A 20,177-nucleotide genomic window follows, 5' to 3' on the forward strand; every position below is an offset into this window, starting at 1 on the left:
AGCTGCCGCGTGGCTGGACGGTTTCTCTGTCATGGACAGCTCTCGAATCCGCTGCCGCCTGACCTTTCGCTACATAACGTTCGCCACTTCATCGCCACTTTAATAGAGACATGCCATGCCAGAGCCAGATGATTCGCTCCAGGATCAGGTGCCGAGCCATGCCGAGTGCGCTACGCCTGCCGCCAGCCAGCACCCGCAGCAACAGGATGCCAGCGAGGCACTCCGCGCACAGGTCCGCGCCGCCCATGAGGCGAAGCGCCCGCTGCGTATCGCCGGCAGTGGCAGCAAGGCCTTCCTCGGCCGCGAAGTGGCCGCCGAGGAAGTGCTCGACATGCGCGCGCATCATGGCATCACCCACTACGACCCCGTGGAGCTGATGGTCTCGGTGCGCGCCGGCACGCCGCTGGCGACGCTTGAGGCCGTACTCGCCGAGCAGGGTCAGCACCTGAGCTGCGAGCCGCCCCACTTCGGGCCCGCGGCGACCGTCGGCGGCACGCTCGCCTCGGGACTCAGCGGCCCACGCCGCCCCTGGAGCGGCAGTCTGCGCGACCTGGTGCTGGGCACGCGCATCATCAGTGCCGACGGCAAGGCGCTGCGTTTCGGCGGGGAAGTGATGAAGAACGTGGCGGGCTATGACCTGTCGCGCCTGATGTGCGGCGCCCAGGGCACGCTGGGCGTGATCAGCGAAGTCTCGCTCAAGGTGATGCCGCGCCCGGTGGCAAGCGAATCGCTGTGTCTGGAACTCAGCCTCGCCGAGGCGCTGACTCACCTGAATGCCTGGGGCCGCACGCCGCTGCCGATCACGGCGACCAGCTGGCATGACGGCCGCCTCACCCTGCGCCTGGAAGGGGGCGAGCGCTCGGTCCAGGCCGGGTGCGAGCAGCTGGGCGGCGAGGCCCTGACGGAGGATCAGGCGACGGCGCACTGGACTGAGCTGCGTGAGCAGCGCCTGCCCTTCTTCAGCGCGCGCGCACCGCATCAGGCACTGTGGCGACTGTCGCTGCCGTTGGCGCTGGACCACCTCGAGTGGCAAGCCGCCGTCAGCGAACTGCTGGGCCCTGTGGGGGATGCCGACCTGCTGTGTGACTGGGCGGGTGCACAGCGCTGGCTTGCAAGCGATGCCCCGGCCCAGCGCATCCGCGCGCTGGCCAGCCGGCTGGGGGGCCATGCCATCTGCTATACCCCGGGCACCGTCGCCGCCGAGGACAGCCCGCTGATGCCGCTGGCCGCCCCCAATGCCCGCTATCACCTTCAGCTCAAGCAGCAGCTGGACCCCCACGGCATCCTCAATCCCGGGCGCCTGTATGCCGAGATGTGACTCACGCCACGACAGGAGACGCACCTGAATGCAGACTCACTTCAGTGACGCCGCGCTTGCCAGACCGCATATCCAGCGGGCCGACAAGGTCCTGCGCAGCTGCGTGCATTGCGGCTTCTGCAATGCCACCTGCCCCACCTATCAGCTGCTGGGCGATGAGCGCGACGGGCCGCGCGGGCGCATCTATCTGATCAAGCAGCTGCTGGAAAGCGACCCCGAGAGCCAGGACGCAAGCACCCGCCAGCAGGCCAGCGAGATCACCCGCGAAACCCAGCGGCATCTGGATCGCTGCCTGAGCTGTCGCAGCTGCGAAACCACCTGCCCGTCGGGCGTGCAGTATCACACCCTGCTCGATATCGGGCGTCAGGAACTGGAGCGTCGCGTCGGCCGTCCGTGGCGAGAGCGTCTGCTGCGCAGCGGCCTGCGCCATGCGCTGGTCGAACCCACGCGCTTCAAGGCCCTGCTGGCACTTGGCGTGCGCTTTCGTCCCCTCGCGCCTGGCGCGCTGGCCGACAAGATCCCGCTGGCCCGCGAGCGCGACCGTCAAGCCAAGCCCCCGACCGCCCCTGTCACCGCGACGCCTTCCGATCAGTCGCTTTCTCGCCAATGGCTTTCTCAGCAAGGGCTTTCGCGCCAGGTGCTGATGCTGGAAGGCTGCGTGCAACCGGGCCTGGCCCCCAACATCAATGCCGCCACTGCCCGTGTGCTGGCGCGCTTCGGCATCGGCGTCACGCCCATTCAGGAGGCCGGCTGCTGCGGTGCCATCGACTATCATCTCAACGCCCAGCAGGCCGGTCGCGCGCGCATGCGTGCCAACATCGATGCCTGGTGGCCGGCCATCGAAGCCGGTGCGGAAGCGATCGTGCAGACCGCCAGTGGCTGCGGGGCCTTCGTCAAGGAATATGGCGAGATGCTGGCCGATGACCCGGACTATGCTGAGCGCGCCGCGCGCGTAAGCGCCCTAGCCCGCGATATCGTCGAGGTGCTCGGCGAGGAGATCGCTCGCGATGATCGACAGAGTCTCGCGGCCGCGCCCGACCAACAGCCGCTGGCCTTCCATTGCCCCTGCACCCTGCAACATGCCCAGGGGCTGGGCGGCGAGGTGGAGAAGATCCTGTCGCAACTGGGCTTCACACTGGCCCCTGTCATGGAGGGCCATCTGTGCTGCGGGTCCGCCGGCACCTACTCGATCACGCAACCGGAGTTGTCACGCCAGCTGCGAGACCGCAAGCTTGAGGCGCTGGAGGCCAACGGGCCTGCACGCATCGCCACCGCCAACATCGGCTGTCAGACGCATCTCTCGAGCGCCGGACGCACGCCGGTGAGTCACTGGATCGAACTGGTGGATGATGCCCTGCCCGAGACGCTCCCGCAGAAATGAAGCGGCACTATCTGTTTCACTATCTGTTTCATTATCTGTTTCAGTATCTCTTTCACTGTCCTTTTCCCTCACCACTGCCAAGGAAGCCCGATGATCACTCGCCACGTACTGACCCTCGCTGACGTCAATCAGATGCTGGACGCCGCCCAGAAGGAAGCCGAGGCCAATGGCTGGGCCGTTTCCATCGCCGTTGCCGACGATGGCGGCCACCCGCTGGGCCTGCGTCGCCTCGACGACACCCCGGCGATGACCGGCTACTTCGCCCAGGAGAAGGCCAAGAGCGCCGCCCTGGGTCGCCGCGAGACCCAGCTGTTCGAGGACTCCATCAACGGCGGACGCACCGCCTTCCTGTCAGCGCCGCAGCTTGAAGGCATGCTGGGCGGCGGCGTGCCGGTGATGGTCGAAGGCCAGATTGCCGGCAGCATCGGCGTGTCCGGCGTCAAGCCGGAGCAGGATGCCCAGATCGCCAAGGCCGGGGTCGCCGCGCTGGGCCTCTGAGGCCCCGCCAGCCTGGATAAAGAGGCCCCGCCAGCCTGGATAAAAGAGGCGAATGAAAAGACCACCGCGCCCATCAGGGCACGGCGGTCTTTTTGCATACGCCACTCTCGCGTCTGTGTCTTTCCTTCACGCACCACGAGGTGGCATGGCGGTTTCCACCGCGGCCATGAAGGCGCGCAGCTTGGCCGACTGCGGCAGGCGCTGGGGATAGAGCATGTAGATGCTGTTGGGCTCGCCCTCCTCGTGCGCCAGCAGACGCACCAGACGGCCCTCGGCCAGCTCACGATCGACCAGGTAATGGGCAACCCGGATGATGCCGGCATGTCCCAGCGCCTGCTGCTTGAGCAGGCGGTGATCATTGATGGCCAATCCCCCCGCGAGACTGACCTCACCACTGGCCAGCGGCCAGCCGGAGTGCCCTGACCAGACATGGCAGCGATGATCGCCAAGCGCCGCGGCCGTGTGCGGCGTGCCATGCGCGGCAAGGTACTCGGGCGAGGCGCAGCAGCAGTGGACGTAATCGAGCAGGCGACGCGCGATCATGTTGTCCGGTGGCGTGCGCGTGGCGCGAAATGCCACATCAAATGGCTCACGGGTCAGGTCATGGCTCTCGTAACTGACGTCCAGACGCAGCTCGACTGCCGGATGGCGCGCCTGAAAGGCATTGCAGACCTCGACCAGATAACGCTCGGCGAACAGTACCGGCGCCGTGATGCGCAACACGCCGCTGTAGCCCTGACGCTCCGACTCACTCGACTGCTCGATGTCGTGTTCAAGCTCGCGCTCCAGTGCCAGCAACTCGCCATGTACCGATTGCATGCGCTGGCGAATGCGTTCGCCCTCCTCGGTGAGACGTACCGCCCGCGTGGTGCGGATCAGCAAGGGCGCCCCGATGTCCTGCTCCAGCCGCCTCACCTGCTCGGAAAGATGAGCACGCGACACGCCCAGCGTCTTGGCTGCCCGGGTGAAGCTGAGAGTTTCCGCCACCTGAGCGAACAACATCAGTCGCTCCACCTGCTTGTGATGCCGCATCCTGCCTGCTCCTCATGCCAGCCATCCGGAATTTCAGTGATCGAGCCTGCCACAGCATTGTCCGTTCTGGCGAACAATCTATTCGTTCGCATGTGCTTATCAGACCTGCAGACGCGACCTAGACTGAAGGCGTCATGCGATGTCACCTCCCCCCTGTGTGACATCGACGCCTCCACTCGTGAAAGGACTCCGCCATGCGCTATACCCCGGCTGAAGATCGCTACGAACGCATGCACTACCAGCGCTGCGGCAAGAGCGGCCTCAAACTGCCCCGCCTGTCACTGGGGCTCTGGCACAACTTCGGCAACAACGCCCACGAAGACAATGCGCGCGCCATCTGCCAGACCGCCTTCGATCTGGGCATCACCCACTTCGATCTGGCCAACAACTACGGGCCGCCACCGGGCAGCGCCGAGGAAATGTTCGGTCGCATGCTCAAGCGCGACTTCGCCGGCTATCGCGATGAGATGGTGATCTCCACCAAGGCGGGCTACCACATGTGGCCTGGCCCCTACGGCGAATGGGGCAGCCGCAAGTACCTGCTCTCGAGCCTGGATCAGAGCCTCAAGCGCATGGATCTCGATTACGTCGACATCTTCTATTCGCACCGCTTTGATCCCGACACGCCGCTGGAAGAGACGATGGGGGCGCTTGACAGTGCCGTGCGTTCCGGCAAGGCACTCTATGCGGGCATCTCCTCCTACAATGCCCAGCGTACCCGCGAAGCCGCCGCCATCCTGCGCGAGCTGGGCACGCCGTGCATCATCCATCAGCCCAGCTACTCGATGATCAATCGCTGGATCGAGGAAGACGGCCTGCTCGACACCCTCGACGACGAGGGCATCGGCTCCATCGTGTTCTCGCCGCTGGCCCAGGGCGTACTGACCAACAAGTATCTGGGCGGCGTGCCACAGGATAGCCGTCTGGCACGCGGCGGAGCGATCAAGGAAGACCACCTCACCGAGGACAATCTGGAGCGGGTGCGCGCCCTCAACGCCATCGCCGAGCGCCGTGGCCAGTCGCTGGCCCAGATGGCCCTCGCCTGGGCGCTGCGTGGCAACCGCGTCACCACCGCACTGATCGGTGCCAGCCGTCCGGAGCAGGTCAGCGATTGCGTCAAGGCGCTGGACCATCTCGACTTCACCCAGGCCGAGCTCGACGAGATCGATCGCTACGCCGTCGATGGCGGCGTCAATCTGTGGGCACGCTCGTCCAATGCCTGAGCTCGTGCCTGAGCTGCAACTGATGCAGTGAAGCGCGTGAAACACATCGCCCCCGCCGAGTGAGACTCGACGGGGGCGATGTATTTGGCGTGACGTGCTGATGTATTGAGTTCAGCCGCCGTGCTCTGACAACGAGCTCTGACAACAAGCTCTGACAACGAGCTCAGCCGCCGGCGGCAATGCCGTGCTCGCTGGCCAGCAGCGCGCGGTAATCGGCGTAGCCCTTGCGGTAGGCGGCCACTCCTTCGGCCTGGGGCCGGGCGAGTGTCGCGTGATCCAGCGCGACCAGCCGCTCGCAGAGTTGCTCAAGCGTCTCGCCGTGGCGACCCTGTCCTTCATCGCCTGACTGTCCCAGACACCAGCCCGCCTGAATCGCGGCGCCCAGCGCCGCGGCCTCGGTCACCTGCGGGCAGACCACCTCGAGGCCGAGAATGTCCGCCAGCATCTGACGCCACAGCGGACTTTTGGCGCCACCGCCCACCAGACGGATCTGGCACGCCTCACTGCCCAGCGGCCCCATGCACTCGAGTGCGTAGCGCAGGCCGTAACTTGCGCCTTCCATGGTCGCGCGGCACAGGTTGGCCGGAGTGGCATTGCGGCTGTCCAGCCCGTGGAAACTGGCCTGGGCACGCGGCAGCATCGGCACGCGTTCGCCATTGAAGAACGGCAGCACCTGCACGCCCTCGGCTCCGCGCGGGGCACTTGCCACCTGGGCGGAGAAGGTGGCGATATCGAAGCCGAACATCTCGCGTACCCGCGTGGTGGCCGACGTCACATTCATGGTGCACACCAGCGGCAGCCAGCCACCATCGCTGGCGCTGAAACTGGCCACCTGAGGGTCGCAGCCGGCCGGATAGTCCGCCGACCAGGCGCATACCGTGCCGGAGGTGCCCATGCTGAGCGTCACCCGCCCCGGCGCGATGTTGCCGGTGCCGATGGCGCTCATCATGTTGTCGCCGCCGCCGCTGGAGACGATGACGTCGTCACGCAGCCCGAAGCGCGCGGCGATCTCGGGGCGAATGCGCCCGGCCGGCTCGTGGGATTCGATCAATCGGGGCAGCACGCGCCGGGCGTCGAGCTCCGGGGCGATCTGCGCGAAGACATTCTGATGCCAGCAGCGCCGCCGGGTATCGAAATAGCCGGTGCCCGAGGCATCGCCGTATTCGGCGACGCGCTCGCCGGTCAGCCAGAAGTTGAGATAGTCATGCGGCAGCAGGATGCTGGCGATGCGCTGGTAGCGCTCGGGATGCCGCTCACGCAGCCAGGCGAGCTTGGAGGCGGTGTAACCGGTCTGCAGCACCAGGCCGAGCGTCTCCAGACAGCCCGCCTCTCCTCCCAGCGCCGCCATCAGTGCGGCATTGTGCTCGCTGGTCTCGGTGTCACACCACAGCTTGGCCGGATGGAGCGGCACACCGGCCGCATCCAGCACCACCATGCCATGCTGCTGACCGGACACCCCGATCGCATCGATGCGCTGCGGGTCCAGCCGCGAGGCGGCCAGTGCATCAGCGAAGGCGCCCTCAAGCGCCGCCACCCAGTCTTGCGGGTCCTGCTCGCGGCGGCCGTTGGCGCCCTCCTGCAGCGCATGACTGCGCTGGCCCTGGGCCACGATGCTGCCGCAGGCCGGATCGACGATCACCACCTTGGTACTCTGAGTCCCACAGTCAACGCCTACCCACATGGGGCTCTCCCTGCCATCCGTCATTCAGCGGTCTTCCCCGTCGGGGCCGATGGGGGCATTCGCGAGGCGCCAACGCCAGTCGGCGTTGAGCGAGTCCTGCTTGATCAGGTGCGCGTTGAGCATGTCCTTGTGATGGGTGCGCTCGTGGGCACCGCGGGCATCCTGGCCCATCTCGCGCCAGCGGTGCAGCAGGCGCGGCACCAGCACCTCGTCCTCGATATCCAGAAAGATGCTGATGTCGAACAAGCCGAGCAGCGCGTCCCAGGGCGCGTGGCGCAGCAGCAGATAGTTGCCCTCGACCAGCACGATGCGATGGTGGGTCTCGACCACGCGGCCACCGGCACGCGCCAGGTCCAGCGGGCGATCGAAGACCGGCACGGCAACCGGGCCATCATCGGCGCGCACCCTGACGAGATCATGATATAGCCCGCGCGCATCGAAGGTCTCCGGTGCGCCCTTGACGTAGAGCAGGCCCTGCGGCGCCAGCACGGCATTGTCGTAGTGATAGCCATCCATCGGTACCACCACGGCGATGCCGGGTTCCAGCGCATTGAGGGTCTCGCACAGGGATTCCGACAACGTCGACTTGCCCGCCGCCGGCGGGCCGGCGAGGGCCACGATGGTACGTGTGCGCTGACTGGAGGCGTGTTCCGCCAGCACACGGCTGGCCATGTCGTCCAACGAGGGCGACATGTGGGCCAGGCGAGAATCGGGTAAAGATGTCACGTGACTACCTCATTCATGGATGCGCACCCTTGCAGCGGGACGGAAGGTGTCTCTCATCCTTAGCTCATCCAGTTGCCACCGTCGACATTGAGTGTCTGGGCGACGACGAAATCGCTGTCTTCACAGGCCAGAAATACCGCGGCGCCGGCGTGGTCATCCGGCAGCCCCATGCGTCCATAGGGTACTGCCTCACCGACCAGGCGCTTCTTCTCCCCCAGCGGGCGCTGTTCATGATGGGCGAACAGCGCATCGACCTGATCCCACATCGGCGTGTCGACCACGCCCGGCGCGATGCCATTGACATTGATGCCATGGCGGATGAGATCAAGCCCGCAGGACTGGGTCAGGCTGATCACGGCGGCCTTGGAGGCACAATAGGCGCTGACCAGCGCCTCGCCGCGTCGTCCGGCCTGCGAGGCCATGTTGATGATCTTGCCGCCCTGCCCGCGCTCGACCATCGTTCTGGCCACCGCCTGCAGGGTGAAGAACAGGCCTTCGACATTGACCGCCAGCTGGTGGCGCAGCATGCCCTCGCTGACCTCCAGCACCGGCGCCATGGCGAAGACGGCGGCATTGTTGACCAGGATATCGATCGGCCCCAATTGTGCCTGCACGCATTCCAGCATGCTCTGACGCGAGACGCTCGACGTCACGTCCAGCGTCACCGCCAGGACGCGTGCCTGCGGCCCGGCCTGCTCGCGCAGCTGCTGGGCGGCGCGCTCCGCCGCCTCGCCATTGATGTCCGCCAGCGCCACATAGGCGCCTTCGGCGACATAGCGGGTGGCGATGGCCAGGCCGATACCGCCCGCAGCGCCGGTGACCACCGCCACCTTGCCGGCGAGTCGGGCGCTGCGCGGCGAGGTCAACGGCTCACTGCTGGCCGACTCGGATAGCGTCTGCATGTTGTCACTCCCTGACGGTGCTCATGTGGCGCTCAGGTCGCTGGCCTGACCGATACGCAGCTGACTGATCAGACCACTGACCTCCTCCATGCTTGCACGGCTCTGCCAGGCACCCGCCTCCAGCTGACGCTGGGCGTGGCCCGGCGGAATATGCCCGGCGCCAGTAAAGCCGATCACGCGCAGACCGGCCGCGACTGCCGCGCTGACGCCGGCGAGGCTATCTTCGATCACCACGCACTCCTGAACATCACGTCCCAGCTGACGCAGCGCCAGCTGATAGACGTCCGGCGCGGGCTTGGGTCGCGCGACCTGCTCGGCCGTGAAGAGCGGCACCGAACCCAGCCAGCGATCCAGGCCGGTGGCGGCCAGCGAGGCGCGCACCCGCCGCTCGGCGCTGTTGGAGACGATCGCCACGGCCACGCCATTCGCCAACAGCCCGCCAAGCAGTTCCGCCATGCCGCTGATGGGCGCAAGCTCCTTCGCCAGACGTGACTCGATGGCGTGGTCGATGCGCTCCATCGCCTGCGGCGGCAGGGTATGAGCACTCATGGCCTCCAGATGCCCCAGGATGGCCTCGGTGGTCATGCCCAGCGCCGCGCGCAGCTCAGCCTCGGTGTCGAGGTCCGGTAGCCACTCACCCAGCTGACGCGACAGCTCCTCCTCGGCCAGCACTTCGCTGTCCACCAGCACGCCGTCACAATCGAAGATCACCTGCTGCAAGGGTGTACTCATCTCGTCCTCCTCTCCGGCCTCCAGATTCTCGGCTGCGCGGTTCATGCGCGGGCTTCCTGTGCGGCGCTGGCACTGGACAGGGAATTGTCCTGACGCGTCAGGCTGGTCAGCGGGTGGCGGTTGAGGTTCTGCAGCGCCAGCCCTTCACGGGTGAAGAGGTGCGCCCGCTCGGTATCGAATCCGTAGCGGATGCTGTCACCCACGCGGCTGTTGACGTCGCCATCCGCCATCAGGATCCAGCCGCTGTCGGACTGCTCGTCGGACTTGAGGCCGCCGATCGGCGTGTCGCCGGAACCATCCGGAGTCGCCAGGTACAGGGAGGTCACCCCGCCCAGACGCTCGATGACCTGAACCTGGCCACTGAACGGGCCTTGCTCGTCCAGCATCAGATGCTCGGGGCGCACGCCCAGCGTCAGGCTGTCGCCGACGATGACCGAGGCGCCATCTTCGGTCTGGCTCACCACCGGAATCAGGCGCTCGCTGCCGTCGGGCAGGCGCACCGTGACGCCCTCGCCGGCCACGCCAGTGACGGTGATGTCGAGGAAGTTCATCTTCGGCGAGCCGATGAAACCGGCCACGAAGCGATTGCGCGGGTGATGGTAGAGCTCCATCGGCGAGCCGACCTGCTCGACCACGCCGCCCTGCAGCACGACGATCTTGTCGGCCATGGTCATGGCTTCGACCTGGTCGTGGGTCACGTAGATCATGGTCGCCTTGAGCTCGGCATGCAGACGCGCCAGCTCGATGCGCATCTGCACCCGCAGTGCGGCGTCCAGGTTGGAGAGCGGCTCATCGAACAGGAAGATGCTCGGGTTGCGCACGATGGCGCGGCCGATGGCGACACGCTGGCGCTGACCACCGGAGAGCGCCTTGGGCTTGCGGTCCAGCAGCGGCCCGAGCTGCAGCACCTCGGCGGCGGCGTTGACCTTCTCGGCGCGCTCTTCCTTGGAGACGCCGGCGAGCTTGAGGCTGAAGCCCATGTTCTCGCCCACCGTCATGTGCGGATAGAGCGCGTAGCTCTGGAACACCATCGCCAGGCCGCGCTCGGCCGGGCCGATATCGTTCATGCGCTTGCCATCGATCAGGATGTCACCGGAGGTTGCATTCTCGAGACCGGCGATCATGCGCATCAGCGTGGACTTGCCGCAACCGGACGGGCCGACGAAGACCACGAATTCCTGGTCCTTCACTTCCAGGTCGACTCCCTTGATGACCTGGGTGGTGGAGGCGCTGGCGCCGCTGCCGGAGGTGAATTCCTTGACGATGTTCTTGAGCGTGAGTGTGGACATGGGAAGTTTCCTTATCCGCACCTGCCCGAGGGCAGGTGATGGCAAATTTGGGTGGCATGGCATGCGTGCAACATGCGTATGGCGAACCGTTACTTGACGGCACCGAAGGTCAGGCCGCGTACCATCTGCTTCTGGGTCATCCAGCCGAAGATCAGGATCGGCGCGATGGCAAGCGTCGAAGCCGCGGACAGCTTGGCCCAGAACAGTCCTTCAGGACTGGAGAAGGAGGCGATGTAGGCGGTCAACGGCGCGGCGTTGGAGGTGGTCAGGTTCAGGCTCCAGAACGCCTCGTTCCAGCTCAGGATCACGCACAGCAGCCCGGTGGAGGCGATGCCCGGCAGGGTCAGCGGCAACAGCAGGTGGAAGATCTCCTGCAGGGTGCTGGCACCATCCATGCGACCGGCTTCGAGAATGTCCTTGGGAATGTCCTTGAAGAAGGTGTAGAGCATCCAGACCACGATCGGCAGGTTCATCAGCATGTAGATGATGATCAGGCCGGTACGGCTATCCAGCAGCCCCAGATCGCGGAAGATCAGGTAGACCGGCAGCAGCACGCCCACGGACGGCAGCATCTTGGTGGAGAGCATCCACAGGAGCGTGCCCTGGGTGCGCTTGGTGGGCAGGAAGGCCATCGAGTAGGCGGACGGGATCGCGATCAGCAGCGCCAGCAGCGTCGCGCCGAGCGAGATCACCACGCTGTTCATGGCGTACTTGAAGTAGTCGGCACGCGCCTGGATCTCGATATAGCCCTCGACGCTGGGCGTGAAGAACAGGCTCGGCGGCGTGGCGATCGCCTCGGCCTCGGTCTTGAAGCTGGTGAGGATCATCCAGAAGATCGGGAAGAACATCACCAGCGCGATGGTCCAGGCCACCAGGGTCAGGACAAGCTTCTTGTTGATCACGCTGCGGCGCGCGCGGCTGGCGCTGACGGCAGCGCTGGCGGCGGCCACGGAATTGGAAGTTGAAGTCGACATCATTGAGTCTCCCTGTGCTGAGCGCTTGTCATCAGTTCTCGAGATTCTTGGCGACGGTACGCACCAGGAAGAAGGCCACGATATTGGCCAGGATGATGGCGATCACGCCACCGGCGGAGGCACCACCCACATCGAAGTCCAGCAGGGCGCGGATGTAGATCAGGTACGCCAGGTTGGTCGAGGCAAGCCCCGGACCACCGGAGGTGGTGACGAAGATCTCGGCAAAGATGGTCAGCAGGAAGATCATCTCGATCATCACCACGACGCTGATGGCACGCTTGAGGTGCGGCAGGGTGATGTAGAAGAAGATCGCCACCGGCCCTGCCCCGTCCATGCGCGCCGCCTCGACCTGGTCGTCATCGAGTGACTGGATGGCGGTCAGCAGGATCAACACCGCGAACGGCAGCCACTGCCAGGTGACGATGATCACGATGGAAGTCAGCGGCAGACTGGCGAACCAGTCGATGGCCGGCAGACCGAACAGCCCGGCGACCCAGGCCAGAATGCCGTTGACCGGGTGCATCATCATGTTCTTCCACACCAGGGCACTCACGGTGGGCATGATGAAGAACGGCGCGATCACGAACAGGCGCGCGACGCCGCGGCCGAAGAATTCCTGCTGCAGCAATACTGCCAGCAGCGTGCCGCCGACCACGGTGGCGACCAGTACCCAGCCCACCAGCAGCAAGGTGTTGCCCATGGCGGTCCACAGGGACGGGTCGGTCAGCAGGTAGTAATAGTTGTCGACGCCGGCGAAGCCGGACACCGACGGCATCATCAGGTTGTAACGCTGGAAGGAGAACCACAGGGTCATGACCAGTGGTACCAGCATCCACATCAACAACAGGCTTACGGCTGGGGCTTGCAGCGACAGGGTTCGCAATCCCCCGACGGTGCGTCCGGATGCTCTCGTGCGCATGGTGAGTCCTTCGATACGGTGAGGAAGTCCGGCAATGCGGTGGGCTTCAGGCCGAGGCTCCCCGTGCCACGCCGCGAGGGAGTTGCAGGAGTCTCGAGAGGAAGGGGGTACCGCGGGTGCCGGACGGGGCTCCCGCCGTGCTTCGAGTCAATCTCTGTTGAGGCTCAAGGCAAGGCGGGAGGCCGTTGCAACGTTCAGATCAGATCGGTTGGGATCAGATCGGCTGGATCAGATCAGTAACCCGACTGGCGCATGGTGCGCTCGGTGGAACGCTGGGCGGAGGACAGTGCCTGCTCGACCGACATCTGGCCGGCCAGCGCCGCGGCGATCATCTGACCCACCTGGGTACCGATGGACTGGAATTCCGGAATGGTCACCATCTGCACGCCGACATAGGGCACCGGCTCCAGCGTCGGGTCTGTCGGGTCGGCACTGGTGATGGCGTCCATCACGAAGCCGGCGAAGGGTGCGGCGTCCTTGTAGGACTGGTTCTCGTAGGTGGAGACACGGGTGCCCGGCGGGATGCTGGCCCAGCCTTCACGCTCGCCGACCAGGTTCACGTATTCCTGGGAAGTGGCCCAGGTGATGAAGGTCTGGGCGGCATCCTTGGACTTGGAGGATTCCGGAATCGCCAGCGCCCAGGACCACAGCCAATGCGAGCCCTTCTCCGTCTTGGCGATCGGTGCCGGGGCGAAGCCCAGCTTGTCGGCCACGGAAGATTCCTTCGGGTTGTAGAGCTTGCCGGCCGCCGAGGTAGCGTCGACCCACATGCCGCACTTGCCGCTGGAGAACAGTGCCAGATTCTCGTTGAAGCCGTTGGAAGTCGCGCCCGGCGGGCCGTACTTGCCCATCATGTCGACGTAGAAGTTGATGGCCTCGCTCCAGGCCGGGGAATCCAGCTGCGGTTCCCACTCCTCATTGAACCAGCGGCCGCCGAAGCTGTTGACCATGGTGCCCAGCACCGCCATGTTCTCGCCCCAGCCCGGCTTGCCGCGCAGGCAGATGCCGTAGACGCCTTCATCCGCGGAGTTGAGCTTGGCGGCCCAGTCGTTGACCTGGCTCCAGGTCGGCTGCTCCGGCATCTCGATACCGGCCTGCTCGAAGAGGTCCTTGCGGTAGTAGAGCATGGAGCTTTCGCCGTAGAACGGCAGCGCGTAGAGGCCCTTCTTCTCGCCTTCGGTCACGCTCAGACCATCACGCACCGGCTTGATCAGGTCATCGACCTGATAGTCCTCAGGCAGGTTGTCGAGCTTGGTCAGCCAGCCATGCTTGGCCCAGATGGGCACTTCGTAGGTGCCGATGGTCATGACATCGAACTGGCCACCCTGGGTCGCCACATCGGTGGTCAGACGCTGACGCAGCACGTTCTCTTCCAGTACCACCCAGTCGAGGGTGATGTCCGGATGCGCCTTCTCGAATTCGCTGGTCAGGCTCTGCATGACCACCATGTCGGCGTTGTTGACGGTCGCGACGGTGATGGTCTCGGCACTGACCTGGGCGCTGAGCGGCGCCAGGGCAGCGACACTGGCGAGCGAGAGCAGATGACGGCGGGACTTGGTGATGTGAGGTAGGCGCATGAGGGCACTCCATCGGGGCGTTATTGGCATTGTTCTTTTCGAGGGCAGCGGCGCCTTGGGCACCGATACCTTCCCATCAACCGGCTTGGTGAACGGATGTCCTGGCGAGACATCGCGACGCAAACACGTTCGATCAAAACGTCATTCAGTGAACAAATGATCGGATCAGACCTGTGAAAAAGCAAACCCTGAAGCGCTATACCTTGGGCTATACAACCTTGGGATCTGATCCTTTGGGTGTAGGCCACAAGGCGGCATGGCCACTGAGCTTGCGTGCAATTCAGCATAGACAGATATTAGCGTTAAACGAAACAACGCAGGCCACGATTGCCGCCCCGATTCTTTATCATTTAGGCGAACAAACACATTCGATTGTCAGACAAGAGAAGTCAGCGCTCGCCCTGAAAATCGTGGCTCCGACGCAAGGATGGGAGAACGAAGAGAAAATAAAGAGAGGACAAAGAGCGAACCAAGGGAGAGGAAAGAGAAAGCAAAGGGCAAGAAAAAACGCAGGTATCGCGGAGAAATAGCAAAGGAATGAAGAAGGAATGGAGAAGGAGTGACGGAGAAATAGCGGAGCAATAGCGGCGGGAAGGTAACGGGAACGCCTGGGCATCGAGCGGGCATCACGCGGGCAACGACAATGCTGAACCCTGGCTAAGAAAACGACACCGCGAACGATACCAAGAACGACGCAAAGAACGACGCAAAGAACGACACCAGGAGCAAGGCATGGGGCCATACGCCCCGCCCTGCTCCCGACGACTCGCTCGGCGCCTTGTGCGGACTGTATCCACGGGAGCCTGTCATCGGGAGCCAGTCGTCAAGCGCAAGCCATCAGCAGAAAACCATCAGGCTGCAGACATCTCGGTGAAACCATACGAAGACGGCAGTTCTCTGCTCACTCCTTGAGGGCCGCGCAGACCCGCTGGGCGGCCACCTCATCGATGATCAGCCCTTGCAGCCAACCACCGCGCAACGCACTCAGGATGGCCGGCACCTTGTCGTGGCCGCCCGCCAGCCCGATCAGCGGCTGCGCCTTGAGCGAGGTCAGCGGCACACTGGTGATGCGCTGCGCCAGCGGGCAATCGATCAGCCGGCCATGGGTGTCCAACGGCCAGCCCATCAACTCGCCCACGGCACCGACTTCCATCAGTTCATCGCGCTCGGCGGCGCTGATGAACTGATCCTGGAACAGCGTCGCCTGGGCATCGAGACGCCCGATGCCGATCATGCCCACATCGGCCTCACAGGCGACCTTGAACACCGCCTTGACCAGATTCTGCCCCTGCAGCGACTCCTTCTCCTCGATGCTGGCCGCCACCACGGGCGCCGGCAGCAGGAAGCGATCAGCGCCGATCTTGTCCGCCAGCAGCATCACGCCGTCATAGCGGTTGGAGGAGCCATCCAGCGCCACATTGCCGACCAGCGACACGATGCGATGCTGGGGGCGCTCGCTGCGACTCAGCGCTTCCACCGCCGCGCGCACCGCACGCCCGGTGCTCAGCGAGATGGTCTGTGGCTGCTGGCGACCGAGATAGAACGCCAGGCGTTCGGCACCCGCCACCGCCAGATACTCCGCGATGCTCTCCGGTGACTGGGTGTCAGAGGGCACCACATCGCAGAAGCTCAGCCCGAAGTGCTCCACCAGCGTATCCGACAGCGCCATGCTGCTGGCCACGGGATGATCGATGGAGATCTTGACCAGCCGCTCCTGGCGCGCCAGCGACAGCAGGCGCTGCACGCCGGGGCGCGACACCCCCAGCTGCACCGCGATGTCGTCCTGGGTCCGTCCACCGACATATGACAACCATGCAGCCCGCGCAGCCTGCTCCAGTCGCTGTTCAAACTTGTCCATGCGCTTTCTTCCACACTGTCGATTGAGTCCAACACTTTCCACGCCGCCGCCACCGAGCACAAGTGCCACGCGCCAACCCGCGCGCAAAACGACAACGCCCCGCCGATGAAGGCGAGGCGTTGCTGAGGCGCTTTTTCGCGCCGATGGCGTCAGCAGACTGACGCCGATGTGCCGCGAAGGACTACATGAACCAGCGTGCGCCATACCCCCACAGCAGCACGGTGACCGCCAGCAGGCCCTCCAGGACCAGCACCCCGATCCCCAGTGTCGACCCGGTGACGAGGAAGCCTTCCTTGTTGGAGATGTCGAGCAGTGGCGGAATGCCCAGATACAGCAGGTATGCGCTGTAACACAGGCCAATGGTGCCCGCGAGGATACACACCCAGATGACGGGATAGAGCGCGACCAGCCCCGCGAGGAACATCGGCGTGGCGACATAACCCGCGAAGATGATGCAACGCCGGCGGCTGGGGTGGCCCGAGAAACGCTGCGAGAGCATGTGAATGACAGTGCCCATGAAGCCGATCGCTATCAGTATGGCGATATAGAACGCGATACCGGCGAAGAAGGCATCCAGTGGCTCCAGAAGAATGGCGTGGCCTTCCGTCAGGCTCCAACCGAACTGCGTGGTCCCGATGTAGGCACAGATGACAGGCACCAGCGCCATGAGCAGCACATGATGTGCGTAGAGGTGGGTGATGGATTCGTGTTCCTTGCGGATGGTCTGCCATTCCCGTTGCGGATGCGCCATCAAGCCCCATACGTGGGTCAGCATGTGGTCTACCTCCCGTTGACAGTCGTCGACAATCCGGCCATGCGGTCCCGGCGCGGAGTTCGTGTCAGGGCAGTTGCACAGCCATGAATTGAGCGTAGACCACATTGCGCCAACTGGCAGTTCAACGCCCGTTGCCCCTTCCGAATCGTGCCGGTGCAGGCGTGAAACAGGCCAACCAGGGAAGCGTTGACCGAGACAGCGACAGCACGCCCTGCACTTTTGAGGGATACTTGATTTACCCCCTATGGATGGATGACGACGAATGCCAATCGGACAGCGTAGCGGCATGAAGGCAGTGCTTGTCATGCAGGGAGTGCTCGACATGAAGAGAATGTTCGGCATCAAGAGAACGCTCGGCGTGAGCCTGGCAGTGGGCCTTGCAACCCTGGGCACGCCCGCCCAGGCGGAGCCAGTCGAGCTGACCATGAGCCGCGAATACGGCCCCCAGACCATGATGGGCCAGCGCGCCCAGCAGTTCGTCGATCAGGTGGCATCGCTCAGCGGGGGCGAGCTCGAGATCACCTTCGGAGATGGCCCGCTGAGTCGGCTGCGCTCGGTGAATCACCTCGAGGCCATCAACGCTGGCATCATCCAGCTGGCCGACTCCCACAGCGGCGCGCTGGCCGCCGAAATGCCGCTGTTCGGCCTCAGCTCGCTGCCGACCCTGGTCGATGACCCGCATCAGGCGCGCGCACTCTACCGTCTGGCGCGCCCCAGCTATGAAGCGCAGCTGGAAGAGCATGATCAGATTCTGCTCTATGCCCTGCCCTGGCCGCCCAGCGGGCTGTGGTCGCGCAAGCCGATCACCACACGCGATGACCTCCGGGGCGTGCCCGTGCGGGCCTACGACCGCAATACCCAGCGCGTGCTGCTCAATCTTGGCGCCATCGCCACCGTGCTCGGCTGGGAGCCGATGCAGCAGCAACTGGCCGAAGGCCGTATCGAGGCGGTGATGACCTCGGCCCTGGGCGGCCTGACGGCGGAGCTCAACCGCACGCTGGATCATTACACCGCGCTGCAATACGCCATGCCGCTCAATATCGTTCACATGAGCCGGTCACGCTTCGAAGCGCTCGACGAGACCCAGCGCGAGGCTCTTCTCAGCGCCGCGACCGAGATTGAAGACACCAGCTGGAACGCCATCGCCAGTGTCCTGGAGCAGACCCATGCCCAGCTGGAAGAGGCCGGCGTGACGGTCAGCAATCCGCTCTCGCCCGAACTCAAGCGCTCACTGGCACGCGCCAGTGTCAGCGTGATCGAGAGCTGGCGCAGCAAGGTTGAGCTCGAGCAAAGCGAACTGCTGGATCGCTATCTCGCACAACGCGATACCCTGTGAGTCAGGCGCGCGCCCACGCCACCGACCTTGGCCATGACGGCCGCCGCTACGACGGCCACCTTCCCCGGCAGCGCAGGGAAAATGCGCGACGTCACCCTGCAGCTGAGCATAAACGCAGGCATGCACTACCCTAGCGGGCAAAGGTCAAAGACAAAAAGAAAGGATTCCCCATGACGCCTTCTTCACGTATCTCCACCCTGTTGTCCGCTGGCCTGGCAGCGGCAGGCCTGATCGGCGCACTCAGCGCGCACGCTCAGACGACCCTCAGCATGAGCAGCGACTACGAGCCCGACACGATGATGGGCCAACGCGCTGCCGAATTCAGTCAGCAGGTCGCCAGTCAGTCCGAAGGTGACCTGACGCTGACGCTGCGCTCGGACATTCGCTCCGCCAGTCACCTGCAGGCCACCGCCGGCGGTGTCATCGACATCGCCGCGACACTCAGTGGTGCGCTCGCCGAGGAAGCCCCCTTCTTCGGCATCTCCTCGCTGCCGGCGATCGCCTACGACCTCGATGAAGCTCACCGCCTGTACGTGGTCGCGAAGCCGCGCTACGAGGAACTGCTCGCCGAGTACAACCAGATCCTGCTGTATGCCCTGCCGTGGACGCCCAGCGGTCTGTGGTCGAAAGCGCCCATCGCTGACGGTGATGACCTGAAGGACATGCCGATCCGCACCTACGACCGCAACACGCAGCGGGTGCTGCTCAATCTGGGCGCGGCGCCTCAGGTCATGAGCTGGGGAGAGCTCAAACCCCTGCTGCCCGGTGGCAGCATCCACGGCGCGCTGACCTCCGCGATGGGCGGTGTCAGTGCGGAGCTCTACCGCTACATGCCCCACTTCACCACGCTCAACTACGCGATGCCGCTCAATATCATCCACATGAATCGCGATAGCTTCGACGACCTGACAGAGGCGCAGCAGCAGGCGTTGATCGATGCCGCGCATGCCGCCGAGTCTGCCGGCTGGACGGCCACCCACAGCGTGCTGGACGAGGCCTACGCCACTCTGCAGGAGAACGGCGCGAAGCTGATCACGCCGGCCCCACCTGAGCTGCAGGATGCCCTCGAGGAGGCCAGTCAGCATGTGGTGGAAAGCTGGAAGCAGAAGGTCACCAGTGAAGATCGCGAACTGCTAAGCAGGTATCTCGAATCTCGTCCTGAGCGTTGAGCTTGATAGCACTGATGATCGACAGGCTCCAGACACGACAACGGCACCCTCGGGTGCCGTTGTCGTCTTCGTGCGCTTCACGTCTTGTGCAATAGAGCGGGGCTCTGCTCAACGATGCGACGCCGCCAGCCCCGCGCCGGCCACGACGAACAGACTGCCCGTGGTGCGATTGAACAGCCGCACGCGCCGGTGGCTATCAAACCAGCGACTGATGCTGGAACCCGCATGGGCGTAGGTGCTCATCGTCAGCAGGTCCACCACCAGCCAGGTCAGCGCCAGCACCACGAACTGGGGCAGCTGCGGCTGGGCCATGTCGATGAAGTTGGGAAACAGCGCGCCGAAGAACAGCAGGTCCTTCGGGTTGCTGATCCCGATACCGAAGCCCTTGCGGCACAGTTGCCAACGCGTGGCTCGGGCGCGCATCTGCCCGTCTTCCCCCACGGCATCGAACACCACCGGCTGGGAAGGCGCCCGCCAGGCCTGAATGCCCAGATAGATGAGATAGAGCGCCCCGACGATCTTCAGCACCAGAAACCCCGTCTCGGAGGCCGCCAATGCCGCGCCGAGGCCCAGCGACGACAAGGCCATCAACACCAGTGACGCCGCCGCCCCGCCCGCCACCGTCGCGAACGAGCGGCGTCGACCGTGGCGCAGGCCATGATCCATGCACAACAACGCAAACGGTCCGGGAAAGGTGATCAAGGCGGTGATGACGCTGACATATGCCAGCCAGACGGTGAGTTCCACTGGGGTTCCTTGTCGTTCAACGAGTGACGAACTGCTGAAA

The 20,177-nt window shown here is 64.6% G+C and carries 19 protein-coding genes; 7 read left to right on the forward strand and 12 right to left on the reverse strand.

From position 1 onward, the window contains the following. The first annotated feature begins 115 nt into the window (after positions 1-115). The 3 genes from glcE (at position 116) to MSG32_RS08270 (ending at position 3,197) form a co-directional block, all read left to right on the forward strand. On the forward strand, positions 116-1,318 hold the full coding sequence (gene glcE / locus MSG32_RS08260; protein ID WP_248379121.1) for a glycolate oxidase subunit GlcE: 1,203 nt from the start codon (positions 116-118) through the stop codon (positions 1,316-1,318). Between the two features lie 28 nt (positions 1,319-1,346). Next, a complete protein-coding gene (gene glcF, locus MSG32_RS08265; RefSeq protein ID WP_248379122.1) occupies positions 1,347-2,699 on the forward strand; it encodes a glycolate oxidase subunit GlcF in 1,353 nt (450 codons plus the stop codon). A 90-nt stretch (positions 2,700-2,789) separates the two neighbouring features. After that, on the forward strand, positions 2,790-3,197 hold the full coding sequence (locus MSG32_RS08270; RefSeq protein ID WP_043334532.1) for a heme-binding protein: 408 nt from the start codon (positions 2,790-2,792) through the stop codon (positions 3,195-3,197). Between the two features lie 126 nt (positions 3,198-3,323). On the opposite strand, the gene MSG32_RS08275 is transcribed toward MSG32_RS08270, so the two are convergent. Further along, positions 3,324-4,229: a LysR family transcriptional regulator gene (locus MSG32_RS08275; RefSeq protein ID WP_248379123.1), complete on the reverse strand. Its 906-nt coding sequence runs from the start codon at positions 4,227-4,229 to the stop codon at positions 3,324-3,326. 194 nt (positions 4,230-4,423) lie between these two features. Here MSG32_RS08275 and mgrA point away from each other — a divergent pair, with 194 nt between their 5' ends. Then, complete coding sequence (gene mgrA, locus MSG32_RS08280; RefSeq protein WP_192837910.1) at positions 4,424-5,452, forward strand: L-glyceraldehyde 3-phosphate reductase; 1,029 nt, start codon at positions 4,424-4,426, stop codon at positions 5,450-5,452. Between the two features lie 163 nt (positions 5,453-5,615). Here the strand turns inward: mgrA and xylB are convergent, their stop codons facing one another. The 8 genes from xylB to MSG32_RS08320 form a co-directional block, all read right to left on the reverse strand. Further along, the gene (gene xylB / locus MSG32_RS08285) at positions 5,616-7,133 is read right to left on the reverse strand and encodes a xylulokinase (protein WP_248379124.1); all 1,518 of its coding nucleotides are present in this window, start codon (positions 7,131-7,133) and stop codon (positions 5,616-5,618) included. A 24-nt stretch (positions 7,134-7,157) separates the two neighbouring features. Then, on the reverse strand, positions 7,158-7,859 hold the full coding sequence (locus MSG32_RS08290) for a nucleoside/nucleotide kinase family protein (RefSeq protein WP_318833280.1): 702 nt from the start codon (positions 7,857-7,859) through the stop codon (positions 7,158-7,160). Positions 7,860-7,918: 59 nt separating this feature from the next. Further along, on the reverse strand, positions 7,919-8,761 hold the full coding sequence (locus tag MSG32_RS08295; RefSeq protein ID WP_248379125.1) for an L-iditol 2-dehydrogenase: 843 nt from the start codon (positions 8,759-8,761) through the stop codon (positions 7,919-7,921). 21 nt (positions 8,762-8,782) lie between these two features. Further along, positions 8,783-9,538 carry an HAD family phosphatase gene (locus MSG32_RS08300; protein ID WP_248379126.1) on the reverse strand — a complete coding sequence of 252 codons (756 nt, stop codon included), beginning with the start codon at positions 9,536-9,538 and terminating at the stop codon, positions 8,783-8,785. Beyond that, positions 9,535-10,782, reverse strand: a complete 1,248-nt coding sequence (gene ugpC, locus MSG32_RS08305) for a sn-glycerol-3-phosphate ABC transporter ATP-binding protein UgpC (protein ID WP_248379127.1) — start codon at positions 10,780-10,782, stop codon at positions 9,535-9,537. The genes MSG32_RS08300 and ugpC overlap by 4 nt, the downstream gene beginning before the upstream one ends. An 89-nt stretch (positions 10,783-10,871) precedes the next feature. Next, positions 10,872-11,759 carry a carbohydrate ABC transporter permease gene (locus tag MSG32_RS08310; RefSeq protein ID WP_248379128.1) on the reverse strand — a complete coding sequence of 296 codons (888 nt, stop codon included), beginning with the start codon at positions 11,757-11,759 and terminating at the stop codon, positions 10,872-10,874. A gap of 28 nt (positions 11,760-11,787) precedes the next feature. Further along, positions 11,788-12,675, reverse strand: coding sequence for a sugar ABC transporter permease (locus MSG32_RS08315; protein WP_043334545.1), 888 nt, complete (start codon positions 12,673-12,675; stop codon positions 11,788-11,790). Between the two features lie 233 nt (positions 12,676-12,908). Next, entirely contained in the window at positions 12,909-14,252 is a 1,344-nt protein-coding gene (locus tag MSG32_RS08320) for a sugar ABC transporter substrate-binding protein (protein WP_107335189.1), read from the reverse strand. 173 nt (positions 14,253-14,425) lie between these two features. Between MSG32_RS08320 and MSG32_RS08325 the strand changes: the two genes are divergently transcribed. Beyond that, a complete protein-coding gene (locus MSG32_RS08325; protein WP_248379129.1) occupies positions 14,426-14,782 on the forward strand; it encodes a hypothetical protein in 357 nt (118 codons plus the stop codon). A 371-nt stretch (positions 14,783-15,153) separates the two neighbouring features. Here MSG32_RS08325 and MSG32_RS08330 read toward each other — a convergent pair whose 3' ends face one another. Further along, positions 15,154-16,110, reverse strand: a complete 957-nt coding sequence (locus MSG32_RS08330) for a sugar-binding transcriptional regulator (RefSeq protein ID WP_043334551.1) — start codon at positions 16,108-16,110, stop codon at positions 15,154-15,156. 181 nt (positions 16,111-16,291) lie between these two features. After that, the gene (locus MSG32_RS08335) at positions 16,292-16,885 is read right to left on the reverse strand and encodes a Yip1 family protein (protein ID WP_248379130.1); all 594 of its coding nucleotides are present in this window, start codon (positions 16,883-16,885) and stop codon (positions 16,292-16,294) included. A 322-nt stretch (positions 16,886-17,207) separates the two neighbouring features. Between MSG32_RS08335 and MSG32_RS08340 the strand changes: the two genes are divergently transcribed. Both MSG32_RS08340 and MSG32_RS08345 read left to right on the forward strand, forming a co-directional pair. After that, complete coding sequence (locus MSG32_RS08340; RefSeq protein WP_248379131.1) at positions 17,208-18,221, forward strand: TRAP transporter substrate-binding protein; 1,014 nt, start codon at positions 17,208-17,210, stop codon at positions 18,219-18,221. 170 nt (positions 18,222-18,391) lie between these two features. Next, entirely contained in the window at positions 18,392-19,390 is a 999-nt protein-coding gene (locus MSG32_RS08345) for a TRAP transporter substrate-binding protein (RefSeq protein ID WP_248379132.1), read from the forward strand. 108 nt (positions 19,391-19,498) lie between these two features. Here MSG32_RS08345 and MSG32_RS08350 read toward each other — a convergent pair whose 3' ends face one another. Next, positions 19,499-20,137: a LysE family transporter gene (locus tag MSG32_RS08350; RefSeq protein WP_054556779.1), complete on the reverse strand. Its 639-nt coding sequence runs from the start codon at positions 20,135-20,137 to the stop codon at positions 19,499-19,501. Positions 20,138-20,177: the final 40 nt, after the last annotated feature.

It is taken from the genome of Cobetia sp. 1CM21F, from assembly GCF_023161745.1.
GTDB lineage: Bacteria > Pseudomonadota > Gammaproteobacteria > Pseudomonadales > Halomonadaceae > Cobetia > Cobetia amphilecti.

What these genes read in the sequence shown, in the direction of transcription:
- glcE (WP_248379121.1), top strand. Translation starts at nt 116, where the DNA reads ATGCCAGAGCCAGATGATTCGCTCCAGGATCAGGTGCCGAGCCATGCC.
- glcF (WP_248379122.1), top strand. Translation starts at nt 1,347, where the DNA reads ATGCAGACTCACTTCAGTGACGCCGCGCTTGCCAGACCGCATATCCAG.
- MSG32_RS08270 (WP_043334532.1), top strand. Translation starts at nt 2,790, where the DNA reads ATGATCACTCGCCACGTACTGACCCTCGCTGACGTCAATCAGATGCTG.
- MSG32_RS08275 (WP_248379123.1), bottom strand. Translation starts at nt 4,229, where the DNA reads ATGCGGCATCACAAGCAGGTGGAGCGACTGATGTTGTTCGCTCAGGTG.
- mgrA (WP_192837910.1), top strand. Translation starts at nt 4,424, where the DNA reads ATGCGCTATACCCCGGCTGAAGATCGCTACGAACGCATGCACTACCAG.
- xylB (WP_248379124.1), bottom strand. Translation starts at nt 7,133, where the DNA reads ATGTGGGTAGGCGTTGACTGTGGGACTCAGAGTACCAAGGTGGTGATC.
- MSG32_RS08295 (WP_248379125.1), bottom strand. Translation starts at nt 8,761, where the DNA reads ATGCAGACGCTATCCGAGTCGGCCAGCAGTGAGCCGTTGACCTCGCCG.
- MSG32_RS08300 (WP_248379126.1), bottom strand. Translation starts at nt 9,538, where the DNA reads ATGAACCGCGCAGCCGAGAATCTGGAGGCCGGAGAGGAGGACGAGATG.
- ugpC (WP_248379127.1), bottom strand. Translation starts at nt 10,782, where the DNA reads ATGTCCACACTCACGCTCAAGAACATCGTCAAGGAATTCACCTCCGGC.
- MSG32_RS08310 (WP_248379128.1), bottom strand. Translation starts at nt 11,759, where the DNA reads ATGATGTCGACTTCAACTTCCAATTCCGTGGCCGCCGCCAGCGCTGCC.
- MSG32_RS08315 (WP_043334545.1), bottom strand. Translation starts at nt 12,675, where the DNA reads ATGCGCACGAGAGCATCCGGACGCACCGTCGGGGGATTGCGAACCCTG.
- MSG32_RS08320 (WP_107335189.1), bottom strand. Translation starts at nt 14,252, where the DNA reads ATGCGCCTACCTCACATCACCAAGTCCCGCCGTCATCTGCTCTCGCTC.
- MSG32_RS08330 (WP_043334551.1), bottom strand. Translation starts at nt 16,110, where the DNA reads ATGGACAAGTTTGAACAGCGACTGGAGCAGGCTGCGCGGGCTGCATGG.
- MSG32_RS08335 (WP_248379130.1), bottom strand. Translation starts at nt 16,885, where the DNA reads ATGCTGACCCACGTATGGGGCTTGATGGCGCATCCGCAACGGGAATGG.
- MSG32_RS08340 (WP_248379131.1), top strand. Translation starts at nt 17,208, where the DNA reads ATGAAGAGAATGTTCGGCATCAAGAGAACGCTCGGCGTGAGCCTGGCA.
- MSG32_RS08345 (WP_248379132.1), top strand. Translation starts at nt 18,392, where the DNA reads ATGACGCCTTCTTCACGTATCTCCACCCTGTTGTCCGCTGGCCTGGCA.